The sequence below is a fragment of the Burkholderia mycopellens genome (assembly GCF_964265025.1).
GTDB lineage: Bacteria > Pseudomonadota > Gammaproteobacteria > Burkholderiales > Burkholderiaceae > Burkholderia.
On sequence record NZ_OZ183803.1, the window covers coordinates 3,252,592 to 3,277,966 of the forward strand.

At 58.6% G+C, this 25,375-nt stretch carries 24 protein-coding genes and 2 pseudogenes; 19 read left to right on the top strand and 7 right to left on the bottom strand.

From position 1 onward, the window contains the following. The first annotated feature begins 32 nt into the window (after window positions 1-32). The 3 genes from ACPTTC_RS32865 (at window position 33) to ACPTTC_RS32875 (ending at window position 903) form a co-directional block, all read left to right on the top strand. On the top strand, window positions 33-230 hold the full coding sequence (locus ACPTTC_RS32865; protein ID WP_423395516.1) for a hypothetical protein: 198 nt from the start codon (window positions 33-35) through the stop codon (window positions 228-230). Window positions 231-293: 63 nt separating this feature from the next. Next, complete coding sequence (locus ACPTTC_RS32870; RefSeq protein WP_175965334.1) at window positions 294-566, top strand: hypothetical protein; 273 nt, start codon at window positions 294-296, stop codon at window positions 564-566. A 49-nt stretch (window positions 567-615) separates the two neighbouring features. Further along, the gene (locus ACPTTC_RS32875; protein ID WP_423395517.1) at window positions 616-903 is read left to right on the top strand and encodes a hypothetical protein; all 288 of its coding nucleotides are present in this window, start codon (window positions 616-618) and stop codon (window positions 901-903) included. Between the two features lie 189 nt (window positions 904-1,092). On the opposite strand, the gene ACPTTC_RS32880 is transcribed toward ACPTTC_RS32875, so the two are convergent. Both ACPTTC_RS32880 and ACPTTC_RS32885 read right to left on the bottom strand, forming a co-directional pair. Next, window positions 1,093-1,623, bottom strand: a complete 531-nt coding sequence (locus ACPTTC_RS32880; protein ID WP_423395518.1) for an enoyl-CoA hydratase-related protein — start codon at window positions 1,621-1,623, stop codon at window positions 1,093-1,095. Continuing rightward, window positions 1,604-3,115 (bottom strand): MFS transporter, encoded by a 1,512-nt coding sequence (locus ACPTTC_RS32885; protein WP_423395519.1) that lies wholly within the window; start codon window positions 3,113-3,115, stop codon window positions 1,604-1,606. Before ACPTTC_RS32885 ends, ACPTTC_RS32880 begins: the two co-directional genes overlap by 20 nt. A gap of 14 nt (window positions 3,116-3,129) precedes the next feature. Between ACPTTC_RS32885 and ACPTTC_RS32890 the strand changes: the two genes are divergently transcribed. Together ACPTTC_RS32890 and ACPTTC_RS32895 are read left to right on the top strand one after the other, a co-directional pair. Next, complete coding sequence (locus ACPTTC_RS32890) at window positions 3,130-4,638, top strand: PLP-dependent aminotransferase family protein (protein ID WP_423395520.1); 1,509 nt, start codon at window positions 3,130-3,132, stop codon at window positions 4,636-4,638. Between the two features lie 19 nt (window positions 4,639-4,657). Next, the gene (locus ACPTTC_RS32895; RefSeq protein WP_423395521.1) at window positions 4,658-4,924 is read left to right on the top strand and encodes a hypothetical protein; all 267 of its coding nucleotides are present in this window, start codon (window positions 4,658-4,660) and stop codon (window positions 4,922-4,924) included. On the opposite strand, the gene pabB is transcribed toward ACPTTC_RS32895, so the two are convergent. Continuing rightward, window positions 4,905-6,107, bottom strand: coding sequence for an aminodeoxychorismate synthase component I (gene pabB / locus ACPTTC_RS32900; protein ID WP_423395522.1), 1,203 nt, complete (start codon window positions 6,105-6,107; stop codon window positions 4,905-4,907). The two genes, ACPTTC_RS32895 and pabB, sit on opposite strands and share 20 nt — an antisense overlap. Before the next feature lie 964 nt (window positions 6,108-7,071). On the opposite strand from pabB, the gene ACPTTC_RS32905 reads away from it, so the two are divergent. The 4 genes from ACPTTC_RS32905 (at window position 7,072) to ACPTTC_RS32920 (ending at window position 9,915) form a co-directional block, all read left to right on the top strand. After that, window positions 7,072-7,458 carry an ectoine synthase gene (locus ACPTTC_RS32905; RefSeq protein WP_423395523.1) on the top strand — a complete coding sequence of 129 codons (387 nt, stop codon included), beginning with the start codon at window positions 7,072-7,074 and terminating at the stop codon, window positions 7,456-7,458. A gap of 105 nt (window positions 7,459-7,563) precedes the next feature. After that, on the top strand, window positions 7,564-8,784 hold the full coding sequence (locus ACPTTC_RS32910) for an MFS transporter (protein WP_423395524.1): 1,221 nt from the start codon (window positions 7,564-7,566) through the stop codon (window positions 8,782-8,784). Window positions 8,785-8,788: 4 nt separating this feature from the next. After that, window positions 8,789-9,424: an Atu1372/SO_1960 family protein gene (locus ACPTTC_RS32915; protein ID WP_423395525.1), complete on the top strand. Its 636-nt coding sequence runs from the start codon at window positions 8,789-8,791 to the stop codon at window positions 9,422-9,424. A gap of 161 nt (window positions 9,425-9,585) precedes the next feature. Continuing rightward, the gene (locus tag ACPTTC_RS32920) at window positions 9,586-9,915 is read left to right on the top strand and encodes a hypothetical protein (protein ID WP_423395526.1); all 330 of its coding nucleotides are present in this window, start codon (window positions 9,586-9,588) and stop codon (window positions 9,913-9,915) included. 253 nt (window positions 9,916-10,168) lie between these two features. Here the strand turns inward: ACPTTC_RS32920 and ACPTTC_RS32925 are convergent, their stop codons facing one another. Next, a complete protein-coding gene (locus ACPTTC_RS32925; protein ID WP_423395527.1) occupies window positions 10,169-10,852 on the bottom strand; it encodes a hypothetical protein in 684 nt (227 codons plus the stop codon). Window positions 10,853-11,202: 350 nt separating this feature from the next. Beyond that, window positions 11,203-11,604, bottom strand: coding sequence for a phosphoribosyltransferase-like protein (locus ACPTTC_RS32930; protein ID WP_423395528.1), 402 nt, complete (start codon window positions 11,602-11,604; stop codon window positions 11,203-11,205). Between ACPTTC_RS32930 and ACPTTC_RS32935 the strand changes: the two genes are divergently transcribed. Next, window positions 11,570-12,658, top strand: coding sequence for a hypothetical protein (locus ACPTTC_RS32935; protein WP_423395767.1), 1,089 nt, complete (start codon window positions 11,570-11,572; stop codon window positions 12,656-12,658). The genes ACPTTC_RS32930 and ACPTTC_RS32935 overlap by 35 nt on opposite strands. Before the next feature lie 1,234 nt (window positions 12,659-13,892). Here ACPTTC_RS32935 and ACPTTC_RS32940 read toward each other — a convergent pair. Both ACPTTC_RS32940 and ACPTTC_RS32945 read right to left on the bottom strand, forming a co-directional pair. Continuing rightward, window positions 13,893-14,246: pseudogene (locus ACPTTC_RS32940) on the bottom strand (transposase); the annotation flags it as partial. 438 nt (window positions 14,247-14,684) lie between these two features. Further along, a pseudogene (locus ACPTTC_RS32945) lies at window positions 14,685-15,699 on the bottom strand (IS30 family transposase). 185 nt (window positions 15,700-15,884) lie between these two features. On the opposite strand from ACPTTC_RS32945, the gene ACPTTC_RS32950 reads away from it, so the two are divergent. The 9 genes from ACPTTC_RS32950 to ACPTTC_RS32990 all read left to right on the top strand — a co-directional run bounded on the left by ACPTTC_RS32950 (window position 15,885) and on the right by ACPTTC_RS32990 (window position 25,087). Then, the gene (locus tag ACPTTC_RS32950; RefSeq protein ID WP_423395529.1) at window positions 15,885-16,097 is read left to right on the top strand and encodes a hypothetical protein; all 213 of its coding nucleotides are present in this window, start codon (window positions 15,885-15,887) and stop codon (window positions 16,095-16,097) included. Between the two features lie 68 nt (window positions 16,098-16,165). Then, entirely contained in the window at window positions 16,166-17,401 is a 1,236-nt protein-coding gene (locus ACPTTC_RS32955) for a hypothetical protein (protein WP_423395530.1), read from the top strand. Window positions 17,402-17,416: 15 nt separating this feature from the next. Further along, window positions 17,417-17,602, top strand: coding sequence for a hypothetical protein (locus ACPTTC_RS32960; RefSeq protein ID WP_423395531.1), 186 nt, complete (start codon window positions 17,417-17,419; stop codon window positions 17,600-17,602). Window positions 17,603-17,605: 3 nt separating this feature from the next. Beyond that, on the top strand, window positions 17,606-19,015 hold the full coding sequence (locus ACPTTC_RS32965) for an amidase (protein ID WP_423395532.1): 1,410 nt from the start codon (window positions 17,606-17,608) through the stop codon (window positions 19,013-19,015). Then, a complete protein-coding gene (locus ACPTTC_RS32970) occupies window positions 19,012-21,087 on the top strand; it encodes an FAD/NAD(P)-binding protein (RefSeq protein ID WP_423395533.1) in 2,076 nt (691 codons plus the stop codon). Before ACPTTC_RS32965 ends, ACPTTC_RS32970 begins: the two co-directional genes overlap by 4 nt. Beyond that, window positions 21,071-22,135, top strand: coding sequence for an alkaline phosphatase family protein (locus ACPTTC_RS32975; RefSeq protein ID WP_423395534.1), 1,065 nt, complete (start codon window positions 21,071-21,073; stop codon window positions 22,133-22,135). The genes ACPTTC_RS32970 and ACPTTC_RS32975 overlap by 17 nt, the downstream gene beginning before the upstream one ends. Continuing rightward, the gene (locus ACPTTC_RS32980; RefSeq protein ID WP_423395535.1) at window positions 22,132-23,178 is read left to right on the top strand and encodes an aminotransferase class I/II-fold pyridoxal phosphate-dependent enzyme; all 1,047 of its coding nucleotides are present in this window, start codon (window positions 22,132-22,134) and stop codon (window positions 23,176-23,178) included. The genes ACPTTC_RS32975 and ACPTTC_RS32980 overlap by 4 nt, the downstream gene beginning before the upstream one ends. After that, window positions 23,178-24,131: a hypothetical protein gene (locus tag ACPTTC_RS32985; RefSeq protein WP_423395536.1), complete on the top strand. Its 954-nt coding sequence runs from the start codon at window positions 23,178-23,180 to the stop codon at window positions 24,129-24,131. Before ACPTTC_RS32980 ends, ACPTTC_RS32985 begins: the two co-directional genes overlap by 1 nt. After that, the gene (locus ACPTTC_RS32990) at window positions 24,128-25,087 is read left to right on the top strand and encodes a TauD/TfdA family dioxygenase (RefSeq protein ID WP_423395537.1); all 960 of its coding nucleotides are present in this window, start codon (window positions 24,128-24,130) and stop codon (window positions 25,085-25,087) included. The genes ACPTTC_RS32985 and ACPTTC_RS32990 overlap by 4 nt, the downstream gene beginning before the upstream one ends. Window positions 25,088-25,375 lie beyond the last annotated feature (288 nt).

Consider the following 25,375-nt stretch of genomic DNA (forward strand, 5'->3'; position numbering starts at 1 on the left):
GAGTTGCACAATGCGGCTGCAAGGAACCGACCATGACACCCCATGACGTGATGACAATCTTCGAGCGGATGAACGCACAGGGAAAGGCTGCCGCCGATCTGGACCATGCTTGCGCCGAGTTCGCCGGCTGGTTGGCGGAGGCATGGAGTCGATTGAGCGAGGATGAGGTCACACTGCTGACGTCGATCGGCGCGTCACTGTATCGCGAGGGGTATGCGAGGCGGTACTAGGCAGGTTCTGGGGCCGGCGTGAATATATGGGCGGGGCGGATCGAAAGAGCGTATAAAGTTCGAATGACTATCCCTTCCGTTACCGCCGAGTCGGTCCTGGGCCTGTTCCGGCTAATCGCCGGAAGAGAGGAACGCCGGACTTCCGGCGAGTCGCCAAGGATGGCGGCGCTCCTGACGCTTGCCGAGCAGCTCGCACGCAACCATCAGGTCATGACGGAAGATAGTTGGGATGCAACCGTTCGTGTTGGCGGCCTGCTGTTGCGAGCGGAAATGATCAACAACGACGCCGACACGATGGTGCTCGAGTTGCTGAGCCGGCTGCGGCAGCGGAAATGAACAACCTCGTTCGAGAGTATCGCGAGTCGTCCCCTGTGGAGTGACCAACGTGTCGACACACCTGCATATTTTCTACAAGGGGTACGAACTTCATCCCCTCGTCTTCGCCCGCACATTCAGTCGCTTTGACGGACATTCCCGTTACGCCGAAGGGTATGACATTGCGGTACGGATATGTCGCCCGGGCGCGATCGCAACCTCCACCGCAAGCCGTGTTTTCAGGCTGGGCCAACCGCATGCATTCTCCGACTTTGGAATGGCAAGGCGTGCCGCCCGGCAGCAGGGAAAGGACATCATCGACGGAAAGGTGAGCGGAGCTTCGGTCCTCGACATGTGATCAGGCTGCCGGCGTCCGGCGTCGGCTGACTGGTTCGAGCCGCGGGCGGCCCTCTCGTTGATGTTCACCCGGAATTGACCCGCCTGGGCCTGTCGGGGAGTCCGAATAGCGGACAACGATCTGCTGAATGAAATGGCGTTTCGTCATGATGCTCGACCTGCTCCTCATGAAAATGAAATGGCGCCAGCGTCACGCATGCCGGAATACGGGCGCTCGCTTCTCGAGAAACGCGGCCATGCCTTCCCGTCTGTCCTCGAACGCGAAGGTCGAGTAGAACAGGCGTGTTTCGAAATCGAGGCCGGCCAACAAGGACATCTCGGCCGTGCGGTTGATCGCTTCCTTTAACAGGACCGGTGCCGGAAGCGAGTAGGCGGCCACCTCTTGGGCATATGCGATCGCGTGCGGAACGACGTTCTCGTCAGCGACCACCTGCGTGACGAGGCCGGCGTCCTGCGCTTCCCATGCCGTGACGATGCGGGCGCGTAGGCACCCATCCAGCGCGCGCATTCTGCCGATCCAACGCGGCAGGCATTGCGTGCCGCCGAGCCGGGAATCGTGCCGACAGCCAGTCCGGGCTGTCCGAAGCGGGCCGACTCGCCGGCGATGATGGCGGTATGGCAGCAAGGATCGCGTCGCGGACACGACGTGAGCGCCCCGTGCCGCACGCGGGCGGCCTCGCCCCCTGACCTCGCGCGCCGGGTCAAATGCCGCGCACGGCACGCGTCGTCCGCTCGCGACGCTGCACCATCCAGACGCTAACCAGGAACCCCGCGACGAGCGGCACGAGCATCCATTCGAGGCCGATGCGCATCGCGTGCGCGTGCGCTGCCACGCCGCCGCCCTCGCCGAGCGCACCGAAGAACGCACCGCCGATGCAGGCGGCCGCGAAAGCGGCGCCGATATAGAGCATCGCGACGATCGCTCCGGCGGTCATGCCGGCATGGCGCGTGTCGACGTCCGCAAGTACGATCCGCTGCAGCGACGGCAGCGCCAACCCTTGTCCGGTCCCAGCAATCAGGAGACCGATATAAAACGGCAGTTCCGGCGCGCCATGGCCCAGTTGCAATGCGCAGAGCCCGAATCCGCCGGCGAGGCAACCGAACCCGAGCGGCATCAGGCCCTCGCCGATGCGGCGGGCGAGCCATGGCGTCGCGAGCGGCGCGAGCAGATAGCCGGCACCGTAGGGAGCGAGGCCAAGGCCCGATTGCAGCGGGGTCCAGCCGAGCCCCTCCTGCAGGTAGATGCCGTAAGTGAGAAAGAACGCCGCGATGCTGTAGAAGAGGAACGCGAGCAGCAAGCCGATTGCCACGACCGGCTGGCTCAACACCGCCACATCGACGAGCGGATCGCGCGCCTGCCGCGCAATCCAGCGCTCGATCCGGATGAACGCAACGAATGCCGGTATGCACAGGCCGAGACTCCAGAATGTCCATGCGGGCCAGCGCAGCTCGCGGCCGACAGTCAGCGGATAGATCAGCAGCATCAGCGCAATCGTCAGCGCGACCATACCCGGGACGTCGATGCGCGCGCCGCGCTCCGCACGGCTCTCGGGCAGATACCGCCAGGTTCCCACCAACGCGAGCATGCCGATCGGCACATTCACGAGAAATACCACGCGCCAGTCGAGTCCCCAGGGATGCAGATCGATCAGCGCGCCGCCGCCGACTTGCCCTGCCACCGACGCGAGCCCGAACACGAACCCGTAGAGACCCATCAGGCGTGCCTGCATCTGCGCAGGAAAGACAGTGCGGATCGACGCGAGGACCTGCGGCGTGATCAGCGCCGCGCTGATGCCTTGCACGACGCGGCTCGCGACCAGCACCTCGCCGCTCATCGCCATGCCGCACAGCGCCGATGCAACGACGAACGCTGCCATGCCGATTATGAAGATCCGCCTGCGTCCGTACAGATCGCCGAGGCGCCCACCGGTGATCAGGACGACGGCATAGGCGAGCGCGTATGCGGAGACCGTGAGCTGGATCTGCGCGTCGCTGGCTTTCAGGCCGACGTGAATCGCCGGCAACGCCAGATTGACGATGAAGTAATCCAGCGGCGGCAGGAATACGCCTGTATAGAGCGACGCGAGCGCGAGGCCGCGGCGCAGGGAAGACGCTTCGATAGTCATGCGCGTGATCGGGAAAGGAATGACATGGTTTGCACGATAACAACAAGTGGCACTATTATCTAAAGCCACTTTCGGAAACTGAATCACTCCACTTTCAGGCCATGAGCAAACGCGCCACCCCACCCGTCTGGGGCGCTTTCGCCGTCGATCCCGCAGCGGCGCTGCCGTTTCAGGAGCAGATCGCCCGTCACCTGCGCGAAGCGGTGCTGCGCGGCCACTTGCGTCCCGGCGCGCGCCTGCCGCCGACGCGATCGTTCGCGGCCGAACTGGGCGTGTCGAGGCAGACCGTCGTGCTGGCGTACGACAGGCTCATCGCGGAGGGCTATGCGCGCGCGCAGCGCGGCTCCGGCATCTACGTGCCGGACGTGTTGCCGGAGGACCTGGCGCCGCCCGCCGCCACGGCACCGCTGTCCGTTACCGCGGCACGCGGCGATGCATACCCGGCGCTGTCCGAGCGGGGCCGTCGTCTGGCCGGACTGCCGGTCACGCCGGTGCCGCGCGGGCCGGGCCTGCTCGCGCCCGGCACCCCCGCGTTCGATGCGTTCCCGTACGACACGTGGACTCGACTGTCCGCCCGTTTCTGGCGCAGCCGGCCGACCGCCGACCAGCTCGGCTACGCCGATCCGGCCGGATACCGCCCGTTGCGCGAGGCGATCGCCGAACATCTGGGCGTGACGCGCGGCCTGCCGTGCGATGCCGACGACGTCGTGATCACGTCCGGCTCGCAGCACGCGATCGAGCTAGCCGCGCGCCTGCTGATCGACGCAGGCGATACGGTGTGGATCGAAAACCCGGGCTTCGTCGCGGGACACAGCGCGGTCGAAAGCGCGGGCGCACGTGCGGTGCCGGTGCCGGTCGACGCGGAGGGCCTCGACGTCGAGGCCGGTACACGGCTGGCTGCGGACGCGCGCCTCGCGGTGGTTACGCCGTCGCATCAGTACCCGCTCGGCGTGACGATGAGCCTGCGGCGCCGGCTCGCGCTGCTGGACTGGGCCGAGCGTACGAACGCCTGGATCATCGAGGACGATTGCGACGGCGACTACCGCTACGCCGGCCGGCCGCTGCACCCGCTGCGCGCGCTCGGCCGGCAATCGGCTGCGAATCGCGTGATCTACGTCGGCACGTTCGCGAAGGTCCTCGCGCCCGGGTTGAGGATCGGCTTCCTGATCGCGCCGCCCGGGCTCGCCGGGGCTTTTGCGCACGCCCGCGCACTGGTTGACCGGCAATCGCCGACGCCGCTGCAGGTCACGCTCGCGGAATTCATCGGCGAAGGGCATTTCGCGACGCACCTGCGCCGCATGCGGATGCTTTATGCGGAGCGTCGGGATGCGCTGCTGGCCGCGCTGGAATGCCACTGCGCGGACGTGCTCGATTGGGGAGCCGCGCCCGATGCCGGCCTGCATCTCGTCGCGGCGCTGCGTGGCGCGGCTGCACCGGACGCGGATCTCGCGGTATGGAAAGCCGCTACGGCGCTCGGGCTGCAGACGCCACCGCTGTCTCCGCATTACCGCGGCGGCGGCAAGGCCGGGCTCGTGATCGGCTTTGGCGCGACGCTGCCGGGCAACATGCCGGACGCAGTGCTGCGGCTGCGGCGCGCCATCGTGGCCTGAAGGCGCGACCATTCGCTCGATGGCCCTGCGTGCGGTCGACGAAGCCGGCATTCCTTCGGTCGAGGTGTTCGTCAGCGGCAGCGTGAATGCGCTCACTGCCGCAGTCTCGGTGGGGCTTGCCGGCGCGATGCTGCCACGTGCCGTTGCGCCGGCCGGTTCGGTCGAAGTCGGGGCGCAATACGTTCTGCCGTCCTTGCGCGGCACCGACTTCGTTTTGCACAGTGGCCGCGCTATCGATGAACGCGCGAATTTCGGGCCGCCACAACTCACATCAATTCATCGTTGACTTCCAGTTCCTGATGTTTTGCGTGAGTGCAATGATTGGCTTCACGCCACCCTTCGCTGCTGACGCTACCTAATACCCGCGATTTCCATTGGCATTCGCTCCATTCGAGATCCGCTTTGGAGTCGAGTACCACGCCACCACCGACTCCATATACGCCGGAGCCGTTTTTTCCCAGCGCGAGTGTCCGAATTGCAACGTTTAGCGAAAAATCCCCATTGGGAGCCATCCAGCCGATACTGCCGCAATAGAGGCCTCGGTCTTCCATCTCGAGTTGCCGGATGTGGCGCATCGCTGCGATCTTCGGCGCGCCGACCACGGAGCCGCAAGGGAAAAGGGCTCGCAGTATCTCGAAGAAGGAAGCCGGCCCGATATCCGCCTTGATCGTAGAAGTCAGGGTCCATATCGACGGATAGCGTTCAAGATCGAACAACTTCTCGACCTTGACGGAGCCGAAGCGGGCGATTTTCCCCATATCGCTACGCAACAGATCGACGATCATCGCATTTTCGGCTCGGTCTTTTATGCTGGCCTGTAGCGCGCGAGCGGAAATCAGATCCTCTGCCGGATGCCGATGCCGAGGAGCCGTGCCTTTCATCGGCCGGCTGGTCAGGATGCTTCCTGAGCGCGACAAAAACAGCTCAGGCGAGAAAGACAGCACTAGCGATTCGCCGTCATCGATATAGGCCGCATGCGATACCGGGTGAAGATTTATTATTTCCCTGTATATGGATTCAGGATTCCCTTCGATTTCGACGTCTATTGGGAAAGTAAGATTTATCTGGTAAACATCGCCACTTTCAAGCAAGCGCTTGATTTTTGATACTTTTTCTCTGTATTCGTTGAATCTGATTCTCGGCGACGCGCTGATAATGCGGCCGGATTGCGGGTGAAGTGGGGGTTCCCATGCCGCTTCATGCACAGCACGCTCAAAGACGAGTGCAGTCATGCGAGGCGCGCCGCTATTCTTCGAGGGGGCGCGTTTGCCCATGAGTGCCGGCTCGAGCCATTCGCCCAGGGAGTAGCTCAGCTTGAGGGCAATCCAATACCCTTCCTTCTGTGCGCGTTCGATATCGGCCATTGCCGACGGCAGTTCGTCGGCTACCTTGACTTCAATTTTTCTGATCAATCCATACAGGGCAAGCGCCTTCTTTTGGATTGCGTTTTCAAATCGGCAGATGGTCATTGGACGTCTCGCGCGATAGGTGCGTCGGCCCCTAGAGGGTGCGTTGGGGTAAAGATGATAAATCTGGCCAACTCAGATCGAGGCATGACTGTGGGCTCTCAGGAAAGGTGTCTTTGGCACCCTATTGAAATCAATAACTCGGACATCTTTTCCGAGATGACTCGATGTCGCTCGTCTCAGAAATGACGTCCTTGGGTGCGGGAATTCCCAGAAAAGTGGTCTTTGGAAAAATCTCCCGCATGGTCGCGCCGCCTCGCGGCTGATGACTGTCATCGGCCGTCAAGAGACGTCCACACCGTGAGATCCAGTGACCGAAGCTCGGCGTAGGTGGTCCTGCCGTCGCGCGCGGTCCTCCCGCCTGATCTGCCACGGCCTCGGAATTCCGCTCACGTCCTTGTCGATCGTTTCCCGGAATCTGACTATCGGTTCTTCACCCGCTAACTGCATGTCCATGGTTTCCCCCACCAACGGAATACGTTCAGGAAATGCGATTGTCGCCTAGATCGTCGCGGCGAATTGCGGCACGTCGGATCCGGCCACGCCATTCGATGCCAATCACTGGAGGAACTCCGAGTTGGCTTCGGCCGGCCGTGCCCACCCGAGAACGTCTTGGTACGCACCGGAGATCGCTCTGCTTGTTCGCTACGTCGCGATCGCAAGGCGGTGTCGCTGCCAGGAAACACCGCCACGGATTATGTCGACAAACCAGGCAACCCACAAAAAATGTAGATAAACTACATTGCACCCGTCCAGCCTCACCCCAACACCTCCAAGGAAGATTTACATAATCACCGGAAATTCCCCCATATTCCGTCCTTGACCCGCCACGCCATCAGCGGTTAACGTGGAAAAACTACACGACTTAGCCGGCCATTCTGTTACGGGCACTGGTTTGCTTTTTCGTGGCTTCGCTTCCGCCGAGAGCAGGACAATAATTTCTTACACAAAAGAAAGGAGTGCGAATATGTTCGCCAGGAACCTGAGAGACGTCGAAAAGGATGGGCTGCTTGTCGAATGGGGCTCCGGCACAAGCCATCGCTTGTTGACGGAAAAGGACGGCATGGGCTACGGCGTGTGCCATACGGTGGTGCGTGCGGGTACGGAATCGCTCCTGCAATACCGCAACCGTCTCGAAGCCTGCTATTGCATTGCAGGCGAAGGCGAGGTCGAGGACATGAACGGTAACGTCTTTCCGATCCGCCCGGGCACCCTCTACGTGCTCGATCGACACGACCAGCATTACCTGCGCGGCGGCAACGACAGGGATCTGGTGCTTGCCAGCGTCTTCAATCCCCCACTCAAGGGACACGAACGGCATAACCTGGAGTCTGCGGAAGCGTCCGCTTACTGAGGCTCGATACGCTCATTCCGGGAAGCCCCGGGGTACCAGACCTCCCGGCAACGTCCGCAGGAGCGCGCATGCATCGCGCTCCGCGCAAAAGAAAGGTGACCGTTCGTGCGCGCCCAGCATCAAGCCTTTTTCCATTCGCTTTTCCTTGCCCGCCTCGCCGACCAGATTCTGTTGTTTCTCGTGCCACTGGTCATCTTTCAGATGACAGGTCGCGTGTCCTGGTCGGGCATCGCATTTTCGCTCGAAACACTGCCGAGATACCTGTGCTTCCCGTTTCTAGGCGCGCTTTGCGACCGGTATTCGCCCACGAAACTGATGCGAGTCAGTCAGGTTCTCCGCGCGGCAGTATGCGTCGCGGGCGTCGTCGCCTATGACCTCGTCGGCGGCATCGGATGGCTGATCGCGCTGTCCGCGTTGTGCGGCATGCTGACGAGTCAGGGCATCATTGCGCGCGAGGTGATGCTGCCGCAGATATTCAGCAGCCATCGCTTCGAAAAAGTGTTGTCGTATTCGCAATTGGCCGACCAGCTTGGTCTGGTGCTCGGCCCCATGCTCGCGGCGATCCTGCTGTCGTGGTGGCGCTGGGAATTCGTCGTGGTGGCCGCGGCCGTGCTGTTTTTCACGGCCGACGTCGCGCTCGCCTATTGGCAAAAGTCCAGCGCGTTCGAATTCGTGATGCCGGAAAGCACGCACGGCACCTGGTTCACGCCGATCAAGACGGCCTTGTCTCACGTCATCCGTCTCCCTGGCGTCAAGTCCGTCATCATGTTGGCTGCCGCGGAGAACCTCGTGATCGGCGTCACGCTCGCGACATCCGCCGCGATGGTCACCGGCTTTCATCACGAAAGCGGACGCTATTACGCAGGACTGCAAACTGCAGGCGCGTGCGTGACGATCGCGATTCTGCTGATGACGGCGAGGTTGCATATCCCGAGGCGCGTCCTCGGCCTCGTCGGCTTCGGTTCGATCTGTATCGGCGGCGTTATCGCGGCAGCCAGCCCGGGCATTGCAGGGTACGTTTTCGGCTTCCTCCTGATCGTCGGATTCGACAAGATGTTCAACGTGTACATCCGCAGCACGCGGCAGAAGCTCATCCCCGCGCGCGACTACGGCAAGACGACGGGAGTCATCATCCTCCTCAACAACATGACACAGCCGCTCGCGGGCGTCGCGGTAGGCGCGTTCTCGACGCGTTTCGGGCCAGACACGGTCACCATGGTGCTATCCGTGTGCATGGGTTGCCTCGGGTTGCTGGTCTCGCTCGCGCCCCGCATTCGAAAAGGCCACAGCCCCTCGTCGGCCTCGGTGTCCTCACACGAAGGCTGATGCCATGATCGAACGATTCCCGCAATACTTCGAGCGCAGCGCGAGCAGCCGGCGAGACAAAGTCGCGCTGGTGGTCGACGGACGTTCGGCAACCTACGGCGAATTGCTGGACGTGATGTTGACGATCGCCGATGCGCTGGGACTCGCCGTAGACGACGACTTGGATGCGGCCGGGCGGTACGCTCCGCTCATGCGCTGTGACAACCAGATCTTCGTCAGGGGACAACTTCCGAAGCTTAACGGCGAAATCACCATTCGCGGTTTGATCGGATCGGAAGTGTCGGTGGACAATGGTCGGCGCGGCGCGATGATCTGTGTCGCACGCTGCATCGCGCTATTACAACGGTTACTCGGCACCCTCGATCGGGTCCGGGCAGTTCCGCGCATCGGCGTCTACATGCAAAGCGACCCTGCATTCGAAGAACACAGTGCCGTCGCCGATGGCGCGTCGGAGGTGGTGTATTCCGTGTTCGGCGAAGCGGGCGTACACGCCAGAACGTCACTCAGCGCATTCCGGCTGCCTCGATACGCTGCGGTCGAAGTGGATCTGGTTGCATTCGTCTGGCAGGATTCCGCTGAAGCCGGCCTCACGGCGAGGGGTAAGGCGCAGACGTCAAATTCCAAAAATTGCGCGGGTTAAAGCGGATTATTCCAAGGCGTTTTCATAATCAATTCAAAGACAACATATTGAGACTGCGGACATCTTTTCTGAGAACCAACAAGAACTGTGGGCTCTCAGAAAAGATGCCTTTGGCCACCTATAGAAATCAAGGACTTGGACATCTTTTCTGAGAAAGCTGCATGCCACTCGTCTCAGAAAAAGTGTCCGCGGCCACGGAAACTCTCAGAAAAATTGTCCTTGGGATTTTCGCGGCTCCGCTCGGGCGTGTCGATGGAACTTGGCCCAAAAAACAACGCTCCGAAAGCGTGCAAAAGTACCTTCGGGAAGCGCTGCGAATCATCCGAGCTGCGACCGATATCTCTGGCGACGTCCCAAAGGCCCTGTATTGGTATCGCAATGAGCCGTTGCCAATCTTCGACTACACGACAGCGGAACAGCTGGTGTCGGAAGGACGCGCAGACGACTTGCTACGCTACGTCGTTGCGCTCGACGCGGGTGTAGCGGGGTGAGGCGGGAAGCGCACTTTGCAGGTCAACGGAATACCGGTTACTCGCGCTGACCTCTGGTCGGTGATAGAAACAGGGAACGGGGAGGCATATCGGACTGGACGTCGTTCCGCGGTACGTTGCCAGCCCCACCTCTTCGAATTCCCGTTCGATGAGCGGGAATTTCCTATCCAGCAATCTAACGGCGTCCTCTCAGCACGTCAGACGGATACGCAGTCGCGACAGACTAGCCGTTAGCAGAGCCGACGAGCGAGCGTTAGATGACTGTGGCGTCACACTCCGAGAAATCGAACGGGCTAGCAACCGTGCTTCGGTTACTCGCGCCGACGAGCGAACTGAGGTGTTGCGCAAGAGCGAGTGACGTTCCCATCGGGACGATCCTCACTCCCATTTCAAGGGCCGCATTTACCTGATGGAATCCCTCAACCCACTCCAGATTGCCTTCAGTCGGCACGACCAACGGCACCTCAAAGAAACCCTTTCTGAGCAATTCCTTGTTCATGTGGACCTTCCCGGCGTTGTAATAGTACACACCGTTTGACTCCATCATCTCTTGGACCTTTTTTGAATCGGAAAGAACGATCGCTTGTGGCTCTCCATCACTGAACTCGTCGGCGAGGTACCCGAGGCTCTTCGAGAACAATCTACACTTTACCGTTAGTATTCCGAAGAACTCCGGCTGACTCAGCAAAACTTTCTGGACGTCGACATTTTGCACAACGAGCGCGACAAACGCCTCAAACTGCGGCAGAGTCATCTGTTCCGCATTCTTGTGCAACATCGACCAGTTCGAGTAACCATACGAACGTGCAATGATGTCGTGGTACACGGCAAGCTTTTGATCCGGATCGCTCTTCTTCAGACTCTTTGCGACACGCTTGAGCAGGCTAACGACTTTGGCGCGGTCGGCCAAAAGGAGACGAGTAGTCAGTTGGGACACGATTAACTCCTACCGAGCACATTCATTTCAGGCACGGCCCGCAGTTCCCGAGTGCTCGGAGAGGTTAAACGTGAGGAAGAGATGCGATGCTTCGCCTGCGCGGGCCGGCTGGCTTTCTCATAAGCCAGTTTGGATTCTGGCGCAGCCCCGGAAAAACGTCAATCCCCACGTATGTGGTCCGGTAGCCGGCCAGCCCGGACACGCTCTGTCTTCCGATAGTCGCAGATCAGGCAAAAATGTTGGAAGCCAGGGCGTCGGAGCGCCGACCTCATCGCGCTCGTCATTCTCCGCCCGGAAAGATCACTGCACATGGCACCGACATACCTCAATATCCATACCGGCGCCGCTGTCTATGATCGTGGAAACAGCGGCTTCCACGGGCGTTCCTGGACCGATCCAGCACTCCAGAAAATGGGCAATGTATTGTTTGGTGTAGCATTGTGGAAGACAACCAACGCTCCCATTGCACCATGACCTAGTGGAGCACTCGGTGATAGCTCACGACCGATCTGCTGCAGAACATCCTTCGCAAATTTCCGATCTCCCTCGGTCTCAAAAATGCCGGCTTCATCGTCGCATGCCCTGAGGTCGTCGTTTAGAACCGTTGCGGCCGAAACTTCTATACCTGGAAACTCTTTCCGAAGCACCTCGAGCGCTTCCGGGAAGGCAAACAGCACAAAGAGACATATACGCCCCTCATCAACATAGCGACTCCAAATGTCTGCGGAAATTTGGGATCGAAATTTTCGCATTCCCTTGACTAAAGTCTCACCAGTTCCCGAAAAGTCATCAACGACAGTTATCGTTGCGTTCGCAGGAGGCGATCGGGGGCGGTTCGAAGAATATCGGACATGGTTGGACAATCAGGTGCCGCGCTATCCATTGATGGAAAAAGTCGCAAAATGGATCGGGCCTGCCTGGTATCGGATCGGTGAATTCAGGCTCGCCGGACTCGATAACGATTTCGACGTCATATGCAGACTGAACGCCGCAGCAACGCCCGAAGAGGCTGATGCCGTCATTGCTTCCACGCCGCGGGATTCGGCATCGGCGGTCGTGACCGCGATTGCCAATACGGTTCGCCAGTTCGGCTTGAAGCGCTTTGCTGGCGACATGACGATTCTGCTCGAGCATCAAGACCGTGCAGTAAGGTCCGCGGCGTTCATGGCGCTGCTCCGGCTCGAGGGCGCGGCCGCACTCGACCGACTTTGGCGGGCTCAGTGGACGGATCTGGATTGCCCCGAACTCTTTTATCGCGCCATGACCGTTTTGCCTCCGTCCGTCGTTCCGGAATGGATCGAACGACTGGAAAATCAGGGGCAGCGCCGCGAGGCGCTTGTCTGTGCTGCATTTTCCGGATTGTCGGCTCAGATTCCTTACCTGTCCGGCAAAATCGACGCTCCTCAGTTGTCGACCTTGGCAAAACTGTGCCACGTTGCCGTTGTGGGATATCTACCTGCGGAGCGCATATCCAGTCCAGGGCGGATCGGAAAGGACGATTCGAGCGTTGAATTTGCCCCCCTCGATCAGCCGGAAATGTTCTTTTTCCATGAGGGGAACCATCGAAACGCGCAGGATGGCGCAGAAGTGCAAATTGAGAATGCGTCATCGGGTAGTCGCGTCATCGCTGGTCAAGCGATAACGACACAGCACGCTATTTCGATATTTCAAAAAGGGATGCAACTGCAGCGCGTCATCGCTGGATATTGGCTTGAGAGTCTGGAGGGAGGGGGCCGTCTCGACCCCACGGCTCCGGGGTTTTTTCAGGTCCAAGAACTTTCGGCGATGACCCTCAGATTCGCATAAGCGACCACTTCGCCCTTCTATCGGAGACTACCGATACGCAACTGCCCCTTTTTTGAGCCGCGCTCCGGCTTAAGCCGACGCCCAAAACTCAAACTGAGATTCGCACGCTCGCCTGCGCCATTCGCTGAAGCGCCACGGCGCCCCGTCTAGTCGCACCCGAGCAACAAAGCCGGCACAAGGCCGGCTTTGTTGCTCGGGAAGCATAACGTTGCACTTTGTCAGGGAAGCATATCTTTGCACTTGGGGCAAAAATATCCTTCCTGTCTCAGATCGCACGTGGAATGGCGAATGAGCGCCTCCGATGCGCAACGTCGATCTGACACCGTCGATCAAACATTGCGTCGAATGCAACCATCGCCAAATATTCTCCGATCATTTTCAGCCTGTCGATATGGATCGCATCCCTTATACGTGAACGGTAGCCAATTATTCAAAGACAACTTATTGAGACTGCGGACATCTTTTCTGAGAACCAACAACAAGAACTGTGGGCTCGCAGAAAAGGTGTCTTTGGGCCCCTAGACAGATCAAGGACTTGGACATCTTTTTTGAGAAATCCATATGCCCCTTGTCTCAGAAAAGATGTCCGTGGCCCCCGAAATTCTCAGAAAAGTTGTCTTTGGGAATGGCACGCCCCTGCCTAAGTTCCTCGACTGAATTTGGCGACAAGCAGCGCTGCAACCGGGTGTTTCAGCGACCCGCACCGTCGATACTGCTTGTGCCATAACTGCGCAAATAATGTGCGCAGAGCGACCTGTCACGAATCCTGATCTGGCCCGCGATTCAACACCGCCCCTCGATTTCGACCAGTTCATGGCGTCCTTGAGGGACTCGGAAAGCGCTGCACCGATCGTCTCGGCACGACGCTTCGCGGCCGCCTTGCGAATCGATATGTAGACACTCGCGCGACTGGCACACGTTCATCGCAATACGCTGAGCCGTCTGGCGGGTTGCCGTCGAAGTGATGGTCGGCTATCTCGGCAGTGCGAGTCTGCAGATGTTGTGCCGTGAGCAGTTCGCTGATTTCCGGGCCTCGGAGAATCATTTCGCCGATGGCATCGATGTTGTACCGCTGCTGTGGGCTGAGACGGCTGGCTTTGGCGATTCCCCGAAGCTCCTTATGGTTTGCCGCTAGCCAACTGCCGCACCGAGAACAAAAATCAACATGGGCATGGCGTGGCACAAACGGCTGCACCCGTCGGCAGGTTGGGCATTCATACTGCAGTGCCATGCTATGGACTGGGCAAACCAGAATCGGGGCGGCTTGCCAGATCAACGGCAAATAGGGTTCGTGTCCCGCGTTGCGCCATTCGAGGAAGCACAGTGGGCACCATCTCGGATGCGTAGACAGTAAGCCTTCCTCGTGCATCCGCTTCAGGACCGAAAGTTTGAATTCGGCGCTGAAATTCGTGGGAGCTCGCTTCTTCGTCCGCACGCCTTCCTCGCCGTGAGTCCGATAACCAGCAATCCATTGCCGTAATGATGAAACATTGACGCCATGCCGTTGAGCAACAGTTTTCAGGCCGGCCTCGCCGGAGCAGTAATCTCTGACGGCCGACAGCTTGGCCTGATCCCTATATTTTCCCATAGCCCCTTCGGGTCGGAGTCCGACCTTCGGGGTTCAGCTCAATCTGATGGGAATCAGATTGCCTGCGTCGCCCTCTCCCGTACAGACGGTGCTGACCGAGTGCTTACACTTGTGTTAGCTACTCTTAGGTGAAGCTCTCAAATTTCGCCCCTAGAAGAAATGCGCACACGGCATCGACATTGAGTGAACTCATTGCCAATCATTCTAGTTTGTTGTGATTGAAATAACGTGGTTCCAATCGATTACCATTTTCCTTCGCCATAATTTTGTCAATCGGCCACTAAGAGGCGTTGTCAAAATGAAAGAATTTCCCATTCCATTCAATAAGTGCGCCAATCCGTGAAATTGTAACCACTTTGGCTAACTGTCGGCCATATGTGATTTGGCGTACCGTTGATACCGTTGAATTTCGCATGCCCGACTACTATAGTGTGAAGATTAGGGCGGCTTGAAGAGCGAAGTGCAACATTGCACGGATTGCTGAACGGGCAACCTGTCCGTGGGGTTAGCCAGGACTGAGCAAGGATTTCTAGAGACGTGTGGCAGTTCAGCGTTGCACGCGGTCGAGTGTTGAGTTTGTCGGCAATGGCGTCGAGGTCTTCTTGAGAGTAGACAGACAGATCGGTTCCCTTGGGCAAGTACTGCAGCAGCAGGTCGTTGGTGTTCTCGCAGGCACCGCGTTGCCAAAGGCTATGCGGGTCGCAGAATTAAACACGCACGTCGGTTGCGCCCGTCAGCTCGGCATGGCGGGCCGTTTTTCGCCCTTGATCGTAGTTCGGTTTTTGGCGCAACGGCTCGACGATCGACTGCAGTTTGGTCGTGAAGGCAGCCAGCGCCGAAGCAGCGGTAGCGTCGGGCATCTTTGCCAACAGCACTGCACGGCTCATGCGCTCTACCAGCACGGCCACAGTCGACTTGTTGCCAGCGCCCTTGATGCGATCGCCTTCCCAGTGCCCCGGCATAAGTCGATCGTCAACCTCGGGCTGGCGCACGTGAATACTGACCATATCGGGGATACCCCCGCGTCGGTCTGTACCGCGCGAACTTGATAGGCGTTTGGTGCGATGCTGGCGCAGACACGCATCAGCTACGGCGCAGTTCGCCGTGAGGCTGGGCATAGATGGCGTTGTAAATCGTTTCGTAGGACACGTGCAGGCTCGGATCGTCAGGGAACACGCGCTTCAGGGTAGCCGGGATCTCTTGATGCGGCTACTGATCTTCGCACAAGAACTTGAGCACGACGCCTCTCGGCACCGAATCCGGCGCGAGTTTTGGCGCGGGGCGAGCCGCTTGTCGTCAGGTGTGCGGGACGCCTGTGGACACGCGGACAGTACAGACCGTTTGATTGTGTATCGTGTGCCAGTTTTCGACTCACTGTCGATGGTGCACGATTGAGTTTGCGGGCGATCGCCTCCACGCTCAAGCCTGTGTCCCGCCAGAAATTGATTCGCATACGTTCTTCGGGTTGCAGTTATTGGTACGTTTTCTTTGCCATTCGCAAACACTAGTGGATAGCGAGCTTGTTTCAACCTAAATTTTAGGACGACTATATATTGACACCATCTTTAGGAAGGACGACACTTTGATGCGTCCATTTCAAGGGCGCTTCGTGTTTCAATTTTTTGAATGGAGTATCAAATGCAAAATCTGAAACTGTCCACTGGCATTGCTAGCAATTTTGACCTGAAGAAGACGTCCGTCAATCTTATTCCATCTGCTGGAAACGTCCAGTCGGCCGCGCTCAGCGTTCGAGAGCTTGAGGCAATGCGCACGAGCCGCCACGCCGTATCGGCTTCCAAGCATGGTTTGGAAGTGATTTGCGGCGGTAGCTGCGAAACTGGCGCTCAGTAAGCGATACCAGTATGGCCGTCCATAGGACGGCCATTTGCTTTCTTCACAATATCAAGCGATAACGCGCTATGAAAAAGCAACAAGGTGGCCAAGAGCAGCTGATTAAACCAATCGTGTCACTGGTTTCCACCCATGGGCGCCAGGAGTTGACCAGCGAAGGCAATGAACGCCTGCTGGACGTTCTGAACAGACACGGAATCCCGTGGTCGGGCATCTCCATTTACGTGGTGCCCAGGGACGGCGGTGAGCCTAAGCTCAATCCTTGTTTGGACCGAAGACTCCACGACTTCGACGAAGCCGGCGAAATCCTCCTGTACTTCAACCGGAATGTGAATCCGTTTCTGTTCTCGCTGTCGCAATTCAAGACAATTGAGGCCGAGTCCGCCCTCAACGCGACCGAGTACTTCTACCAGAAGATGGACAACACAAACTCCTCAGCTGAGGCCTTCCTCAAGAAGCTCAGCCCCGAGGAGTGCAAGTCGGTAATCGCTCAGCGCGTGGCCGACATGGTGCTGACTACCGTGCCTGCTGGCTCGGATCTAGTCGTCGGCGTCAGCGGCGGCGGCGACAGCAACGCGCTGTTATATGCGCTCAGCCAACTCGGCACCCATGGCCTCAAGGTGCACCCCGTCATCATCATGGGCATTCCGGACTGGGACAAGGGCGTACCGCGTGCACGCGAACTATGCGAGGCCTACGGTCTCGATCTGACGGTCATGGAAGAGGGGGAGGTCAAGGAGCTGATGGGAATTCCCTCCGACGATCTTGCCTTGATCGACCGCTTCGAGCGGGAGTTCAAGGGCGACGATTTCGAGTTCTTGGGGACCCTGCTAGTGCGCCTGGCCCTGACCAAGAAAGCGAAGGAATTGGGAACCTCATACATTTGCACTGGCCTGAATCTCGAGGACGTGCTGTGCGAGGCGCTATTCCGCGTAACCAGCGGTATGAAACCAGCACCATTCCCGGCCCGGGTAATCGGCGAAACCACACTGATCTTCCCGCTCTGGCTGTGCCCCAAGCGCATCATCGACGGTTGCTTTCCCAAAATGTCGCTGGAGAACTACGAATCGCGCTACCCGTGTTTCTCGCTTGGTCGCAACCTCTACTACAGCCTCATCTACACGATGCAGTCACAGTATCCCGGTTACGTCGAGCAGTTGGCCCATGGCTTCTCGGAATTGAGCATGCGGGAGCCCGTCACCTACAAGCTTGACGAACAGCTTGGCTTCCACGTCGAACGGTTTGTACCCTTCCCGTTGCGGGAGCGCTTTCGCAAGATGCTGAGCACGACAGTCGCCGCCTAACTCAAGGGAAGTGACATGGAATCGAACAAGCCAAGCCTGCCCACTGCTGCCGATCCTCATGCCGAAATACCGGCGGATCTACTGCCCGGCTACCTCTTCGTTGATTCCGAGCTTCGGCAGATGGCTGATTCGATGCGCGTTTCTCGTAGCGTTGAAAGTGAACCCGCGCAAGTCTTCAACCTGCAAACGTTACTGCGCTAGCCCATGCATGAAGAATTGCACAAGTTATCTGTATCGGAAATTCGTGCGGCCTTGCGAGCTGGCTCGGTCACTTCGATGGCGTTGACGAAGTACGCACTCGACCGGATTTCCAGGTACGACCGACAGCTATGCGCTTTCATCACTGTGACCGAAGAAAGGGCGTTGCAGGATGCTCGACGTGCCGACGATGAAATTGCCCAAGGTATAGACCGAGGACCTCTTCATGGGGTTCCCTATGCACTAAAGGATATCTACGCTACAGCCGGCGTCGTCACTTCTTGCAACTCGAAACTCTTGGTCGACCATGTTCCCAGCGAGGATGCTGCTGTCGAGACGAAGCTACGCTTAGGAGGCGGAGTTCTAGTCGGCAAGCTAAATACTCACGAATTCGCTATCGGTGGCCCTGGGTTTGACTTGCCGATGCCACCTGCCCGCAACCCCTGGAATACTGATCACTTCACCGGCGGCTCATCATCTGGCAGCGGTGTTGCGCTGGCTGCGGGGTTTGTGCGAGTTGCACTGGGCAGCGACACTGGCGGATCGATCCGGTCTCCAGCCTGTCACTGCGGTGTGGTGGGCCTCAAACCCACTTACGGCAGGGTGTCTCGTCGTGGCGTCTATCCCCTATCCTATTCACTTGATCACTGTGGTCCCATGGGCTGGAGCGTCGATGACGTGGCGTCGGCGATGCAGGTCATCGCTGGGTTCGACCCCTTGGACCCCGGCAGCGTCGACATTCCAGTTCCCAATTTCACAACGGGACTTGACGTCGGCGTCTCGGGCATGCGAATAGCCTATGCACGGAGATTTTTTAGTGACGCACCGGACGTTTCTCGCGAAGTGGTAACCGCGATGGACGGAGCTGCGCAGCGCTTCGCGGAGTTGGGCGCCAAAGTGGAAGAAATTGAGCTTGACGATTTCAACCTGTTCAAGGCATGTGCTCGCGTGATCATGACCGCAGAAGCATACGCCATTCACGAACAGAACCTACGGGAGCGACCGCTTGACTTTGGACGTTATACCTATCAGCGAGTCGCCCCTGCCGCCAACCTGTCCGCAAGCGACCTGATTCAAGCCTACCGCATGCGGCGAGAACTAACGGTGTCATTCAACAAGCAGGTGTTCGGTCCATTCGATATCCTTATCACCACTTGCGGGATGGGGCCAGCGCCACGACTGGATGAGTTTCCCCGCAACTGGCCGCCGCCAGCCATGAGTGTTGCCGTCCAGACTGCCCCGTTCAACGTCACCGGCAATCCTGCGTTGTCCATGCCGATCGGCTTTACACGCGAAGGCCTGCCGCTGGGCATGCAGGTTGTGGGCCGTAATTTCGCAGAGGCAACCGTGTTTCAGGCCGCAGCTTCTTTCGAGCGTGCAGCAAAAGATCACGGTAAACGACCGGTATTTTTATGAAGCCGTCCCGCCAGATTGCCATCGTCGGTGCCGGCCCAATGGGAACCTATGCACTCGAGCGGCTTGCCGCTCATCTGTCGACGCTTACATTCGATTGCACCATCAAAGTCTTGGTCTTCGAGCGAGGTGGAGAATTCGGAGGCGGTTCGACACATAGCCCATCGCAAGTGCCTACTAGCTACCTCAACCGAGTGGCGAGCCAGATATCGTTCGCCGCTGACGAATCCGTCACTCACGCAGGTCCTCTCCTGAGATCGACGCTCCGGCCGACATTTTATGAATGGGTACGAAGCATGTTCGAAGCCACGGGCGATCCCCGATTCGACCTTGTGCCCAGCGATGTCCCCCAGCGATACCTTCATGGCATGGCGTTGCGTGACGCTTTCCACAGGTACGCCAAGATCCTCCAAAGCTACCCCAACACTTTCATCGAAATGATCACTGCCGAAGTGATCGACCTACAGTCCCTGGGTAGCGATGGCTACCGCATTACAGCCAGCGCTTGCGGAACATCTTCTACATATGCAGCTGACTTTGTTCTCTTGACGACTGGGCATGCTCGGAGCACACCCAGTCCAGACTCTAAGGAAAAAGTACTGGCGACCTATGCTGCCTCCGCCGGACACAGTGCGCATTACATCGACTATCCCTATCCGCTGAAGGAAAGACTGAACGAAGCAACGGTTCCGCCTGGAGCTCCTACGGCACTGATGGGTATGGGCCTTACCGCGATCGACACGATCATGCATCTGACTGAGGGACGCGGCGGACGCTTCCAGCCACGTTCGCCAAACGATCCCATCGGGGTACCTCAGTACATCCCGAGTGGTCGCGAACCGCGTATCGTTGTCGCAAGCCCGAGCGGCATGTTCACCTCCTGCCGCCCCTACAACGAAAAGGCCCTGGATGGGACTGGAGTGTCCCATGTCAAACTGGAACACAAAGGCCAATTTCTGACCGAAATGACGATCCGCGGTCAGCGCGATCGATGGGGACGTCTAACTAGACTCCCTCATGGTGAAGTACGTCAGCTTGATTTTGAACGGCACATTTTTCCGATCATCGTGCTGGAGATGGCGTACGTGTACTACCGATCGCTGGTGGGATCAGCATTCGCCGAAGACTTCAAGGCTGTATCACAAGCCAACTTCGCCGATTACTTGACCAAAGAAAATTCGGCGCCAGTCGATGCTGTCATAGACGTGCTGCTACAGAGTGGGCAGTCGGCATTCGACCAGCTCAATCTGCCGGAGGAGATGCGCAAGCGGAAATTCAACTGGCGCCGGCAGTTTTGGCCCCTTGACGAAGCGGATGCTCAAACTCCTGAACGCTGGCGACGCGCCACGTTGCGCTACCTCCGGGAAGATCTTGCACAAGCTCAGCGAGGAAACCTCAGCGACCCGGTGAAAGCGGCATCCGATGGCGTCTGGCGTGATCTTCGATCAATCTTGTCGCAGATCTTGGATTTCGGCGGGCTGAGCGCAGGCTCCCATCGGCAATTCACCTCCTTGTACTTTCGCCTATATACACGAATGTCGAATGGCACTGGCGTGGAACCAATGAGCAAGTTGCTGGCTCTGGTGGAAGCAGGTGTCGTGGACGTCTCGGCTGGCCCGCATGCGGAGGTGGTGCCCGACTCCGAACAGGGTGGCTTCATGGTGCGCGGAAAGGCGACTGGCGCAGCCATCCCTGTCCAACTTGCTATCGAAGGCCGCGGACACTCGTTCAATGCACTGCAGGATGAGAGTCCGTTGTATCGGAACCTGCTACGCTGCGGCATCGTACGTCACTGGCGAAATCCAGGCATCATCGGCGAGCCAGACTTCATCCCGGGTGCGCTCGACGTTTGCAGCGGCTTTCATCCGCTGGACGCGCAAGGACAGCCTCAGACGCGCCTTACCATCTTTGGGGCACCCGTTGAGGGCCTGCGATACTTCCAACTCAGCGCTGCACGCCCCGGGTCAAACAGCGCAATCCTTGGACACACCGCGAGGTGGGCACAAGATCTAGTGGAGCAGTTGAGTCAAGATCTGAGGTCAACAGAGCAGATGAAAGATGATGTTTCGTCCTGAGGCCGTCAGCTCTATCACCGATTTTCGCCAACGGGTGCGCAGTTGCCTGGCGAATGAGCGGGCTAGCGATCGACCGCGCCCAATTGTCATCCTCGCAATCGATGGTGTGCCCTGGAATCTGGCGAGGCGCTATTGGCGGCATGCCGAGATGGAACCCATGCGCTCTGTCTTCCCCACCACGTCATCCGCTGCCTGGCTGAGTAGTCTGACCGGATGCAGCGTCGACGAGCATGGTATTCCCGGCGTAGTCTTCATGGACGACGACGCCAAACTGATCAATGTGTACCAGTTCCACGGAGCGATGCGTGGACCAGACTGCGGCAATATCTTCAGCGATGCGCGAACATTCGGCTTCCACCCAGTCGCCGTCCTCGGCGACTGGGTGGACGTGCCTTGCAGTTGGCGCGACACCTTGGTCCGCGGCGCACACACGCTGGGAAATCAGCGTTTCTATAGCGCCTCACCCATGGAGAACGTGGACGGCATCCTCCGGGCCGCATTGGAGGCCATTGACCAGGCCGTCTCAATGATCGCCAACGTGCCATCCTTGGTCTGGTGCTTCTTGGAACTCGACCGTCATGTACACGCGCATGGCTACAACGACGAAGCACTCGAATTTCTGGGCCGCACCGACGAGTTGGCTGCCTCGTTGATGAAGCGACACAACTGCCTAGTGCTCGCGCACTCAGACCACGGACTCGTACCCACATCGACGAGTCCTTTGGTGGCAAGCACGGTGGAAGACTTCCAGCAACGTCATGGTTGCGAACTCGGGGGTGCTGGCCGCGCTCGCTGGATATACGCTTCCAAGGAGCGCACACCGATGCTCATAGCAGAATTGCGCACCGCTCTGGCAGGCACCGTTGATGTAGTGGGGGCCGATCAGATCTTCGCAGCCGGGTCACTAGCCCGACAGCGCGTTGGCAGCATCGTCCTCATCGCACGCGAGCACGAATTCCTCAGTTTCTCGGGCCTGCAGTACGACCATGGCTCACTGACGACCGAAGAATTGTTCGTGCCTTTTGCCCGATGGGGAATGACGACATGACACTGGCGGTCACGTCTTACCAAGGCGCGGTGCTAACGGACACGCCCGGAATGCTCAACCTCGCGTTGACGCTCGACGAGCGCGAGTGGCTGGGATGCGATGTATTCAATGTAATTACGAAGGAACTGGCCCTGGAATCGGAAGAGGGTCTACCTTCCCTGTCGTCATACCTAGTCGATGACCCATACGGGGAGCGCAGCATCGCACCTGCCGTTCTCGCATATTTCGGTTTAAGCGAGGGATCAGTGGCTGTTACGTGTGCCGCGGGTGTCAATAGCCTTTTACAGGCTGCGGCAAGCCTGGCCGCTCGAGGACATGCTGGATCTATCGGTGATATTTATCCAGATTTTCCTCATTGGGTGCAAGCGCAAGGAGCTAAATGTGAATCCGGTCCAGCCGGAGCCAAGGTTGTCCTGCTTGAGCGTCCCAACCTTACGGGGCACACGCTCACGCATCACGAGGTCCGTTCACTCTGCTCTGTTGCAGCCGAGTCCAGCGGAGTGGTTGTGGTGGACGAGTCCTATGGCAACTACCACGATCCCGCGTTCAGCGTGGCCTCCGAGATTTGCAATTGCCCCAACCTGGCCGTCCTGCGCGGCCTGGCTAAAGGCTACTGGATGGGAAGCCTGCGGCTTGGTTACTGCCTTTCCACCAGAGAAGTGGCGGACACGCTGCGATCTCATATAGCCCCAATGGGAGTCAGTTCTTTGTCGATTCGATTGGCGCGGGCCATCCTGAACCAAGGTTCAATTGCTGGACCGCTTCGCGTCAGAGTGAAATCTGCGCAGGAGCAGATGGTGGAAGCGTTGATATCAAGCGGGTTCCCGGAGACGATCCACCATGCCGAAGGCGTTCCTTTTGTGTTTTGCAAAGCAGTCCAGGACACCGCTTTCAACTGGTTAAGCGAAAGGGGCATCCTCGCCAAACGCCAGCCGTTCTGGGATTCCGATCTCTGTCGCGTCAGCTATAAGATACGTATGAGTGTTCCTCTCAGGGAGGAGCGGATGCAGCATTTCTTACGTTGCTTGGGAAAGGTGAATTGATGCTGGAAAGAAGCGCGTCGGCCAACGATTGGAACCTGCTGACTTCGGAAGCGCCGAAGCGGCATCAGTTCAGCAGTGACCTGTACTTTCGCGAGTGTTGGCCGGACTGGGTCACCATCCTTGGATCCGATCCACACCGACATCTTCACTCATTGGCGATGCTGTGTGCAAAGCCGGATGCTGTCGTCGCACGCCGCTTGCGGCCTATGCTGCAGTATGTGATCGAGCGTGGTTTTCAACCGATCGGCGTGGAGCGAACGGAATTCAATCGGCACAGCATGCGTGAGATCTGGCGTTACGACTGGCATGTGTACCCGGTCGACCGGCTGGACTTCTCGACGCGCTGGTTCTCTGCGTGTCCCACTCTCACCTTCTTCCTGCGGGACACGCAACCCATCCCTGGTGTTCCAGCGTCTGTCAGGCTGAGTGACCTCAAGGGCGGACCGGTCGCCGCATTTCGTCGCCCTGACGACATGCGAAGCGTATTGGCCCCTCCCAATCGAGTCCTCAATTTCGTGCACATTCCTGACGAGCCTGCCGACATTGTGAGAGAACTCGGCATCCTGTTCGAGCGCAATCAGCGCATCAATCTCATCCAGCGATTGCACGCGAATTTTGACTCGAATCTCCACGAGCGTCTGGTGTCAGCCATTGACCAGATCGAATCCGAGGTACCGGTCCACGACCTGGACATCCAGGCATCGATGATGCGATTACAAGCGGCGGGTGCGATTCAAAAGCAAGCCGCCGCCAAGCTGGCCATCGCATTGGCAAATGAGGAGAAACTGGGCTGGGATCAGCTCACCGAGTTGGTCGATATGGATTGCAAACAAGCTGATCGCTGGGACATTATCTGCCTGGCAAGCTGGCTGATTCCGCTCGAGCGCACAAATGTCACGGGGCTCCTGGAGACGGGTACCCTGCAGACTTGGCGGAGGAAGACGCAAGCATGATGCATCTGAATCAACCTGTCCTAGGTCGCCAAGCATGGTTACGGAACGACGTCCGCCCTGAATATTGGCGCCTGAACCTTGGCGTGAAAGAACAAGGCGAAATCCTCGCAGCGGTGGAGCGCTTTCGACACGCGCCTTTGCCACTCCTGCTTTGTCATGCTTCAGACTTCGAGATGCCTGGCTGCCGACAACTGATGCAGCGTGTTCAAGCACGACTCGACGAAGGCATGGGGCTTGTGGTGCTGGGCGGTTTACCCATTCAGCATCTCAGTGCCGATGAAGCCATTTTCGCGTACTGGATACTCGGCCTCCTGCTATCGCGCCCCGTGGCGACCCGTTGGGACGGCACTATCCTTTACGAGGTTACCGACAGCGGCAAGAAGTTCGGCTATGGCGTGCGCGGCTCCGCCACAAATGGTGAGTTGTCGTTCCACACCGACAACGCATTCGGCAAGGTCGTGCCGGACTATGTGGGTTTGCTCTGCCTGCAGCAGGCAGCCACCGGAGGAGACAGCAGGTTCTGTAGCCTGTACAGCGTACACAATCGGTTCTTGCAAGAAGCGCCGGACCTGCTGAAGCGATTGTACTCACCTTGCATCTACGACCGCCAGGCCGAGCATCACCCCGACGAACCCAAGACACTGGCCATGCCGATGCTCGCGTTCGACGGTTGCCGTCTGACTGCGCGCCTAACCCCAAATTTGATACGCAACGGCTACGAACTGGCCAAAGTGCCCATCGATGACGCGCTTTTGGAGGCGCTCGCCTTGTTCGAACGCCTGCTCTCCCACGACGAATTCAGCATGGAGTTTCGGCTGAATTCGGGGGAGATCCAGTACGTGAACAACCATTGGAGCGCTCACTATCGCAGTGCCTTCGTCGATGCCGAGCAGAAGCGTCGACTGATCCGCCTCTGGTATCGAACAAAGGGCCGCGCCACCTACGACGGCAACTAGTCCGTTGTGATCCTCTCGGCTTTGCCGGGGAGGCTGTCGAAGTTTGACGAATACGCAGGTAGGGATGTCCAGCGCAGAGACTTCCGACCGTTAGCTGCCAAGCCAATGAAAGTAAGAATTGGATAGACAATATCGTGAGCCCCAATCACCCGAACTGGGACTGCAAGTCCCGCGTCGTGTTCCGCTTCGACTGCCTGCTGATTGATCTGGCGCGCACCCCGCTGAATTAGCTCGTCGAGCACGCTTTTCGTTTCTGCTTTGCCGCTGCTCGTTTCTTTCGTAGATCTT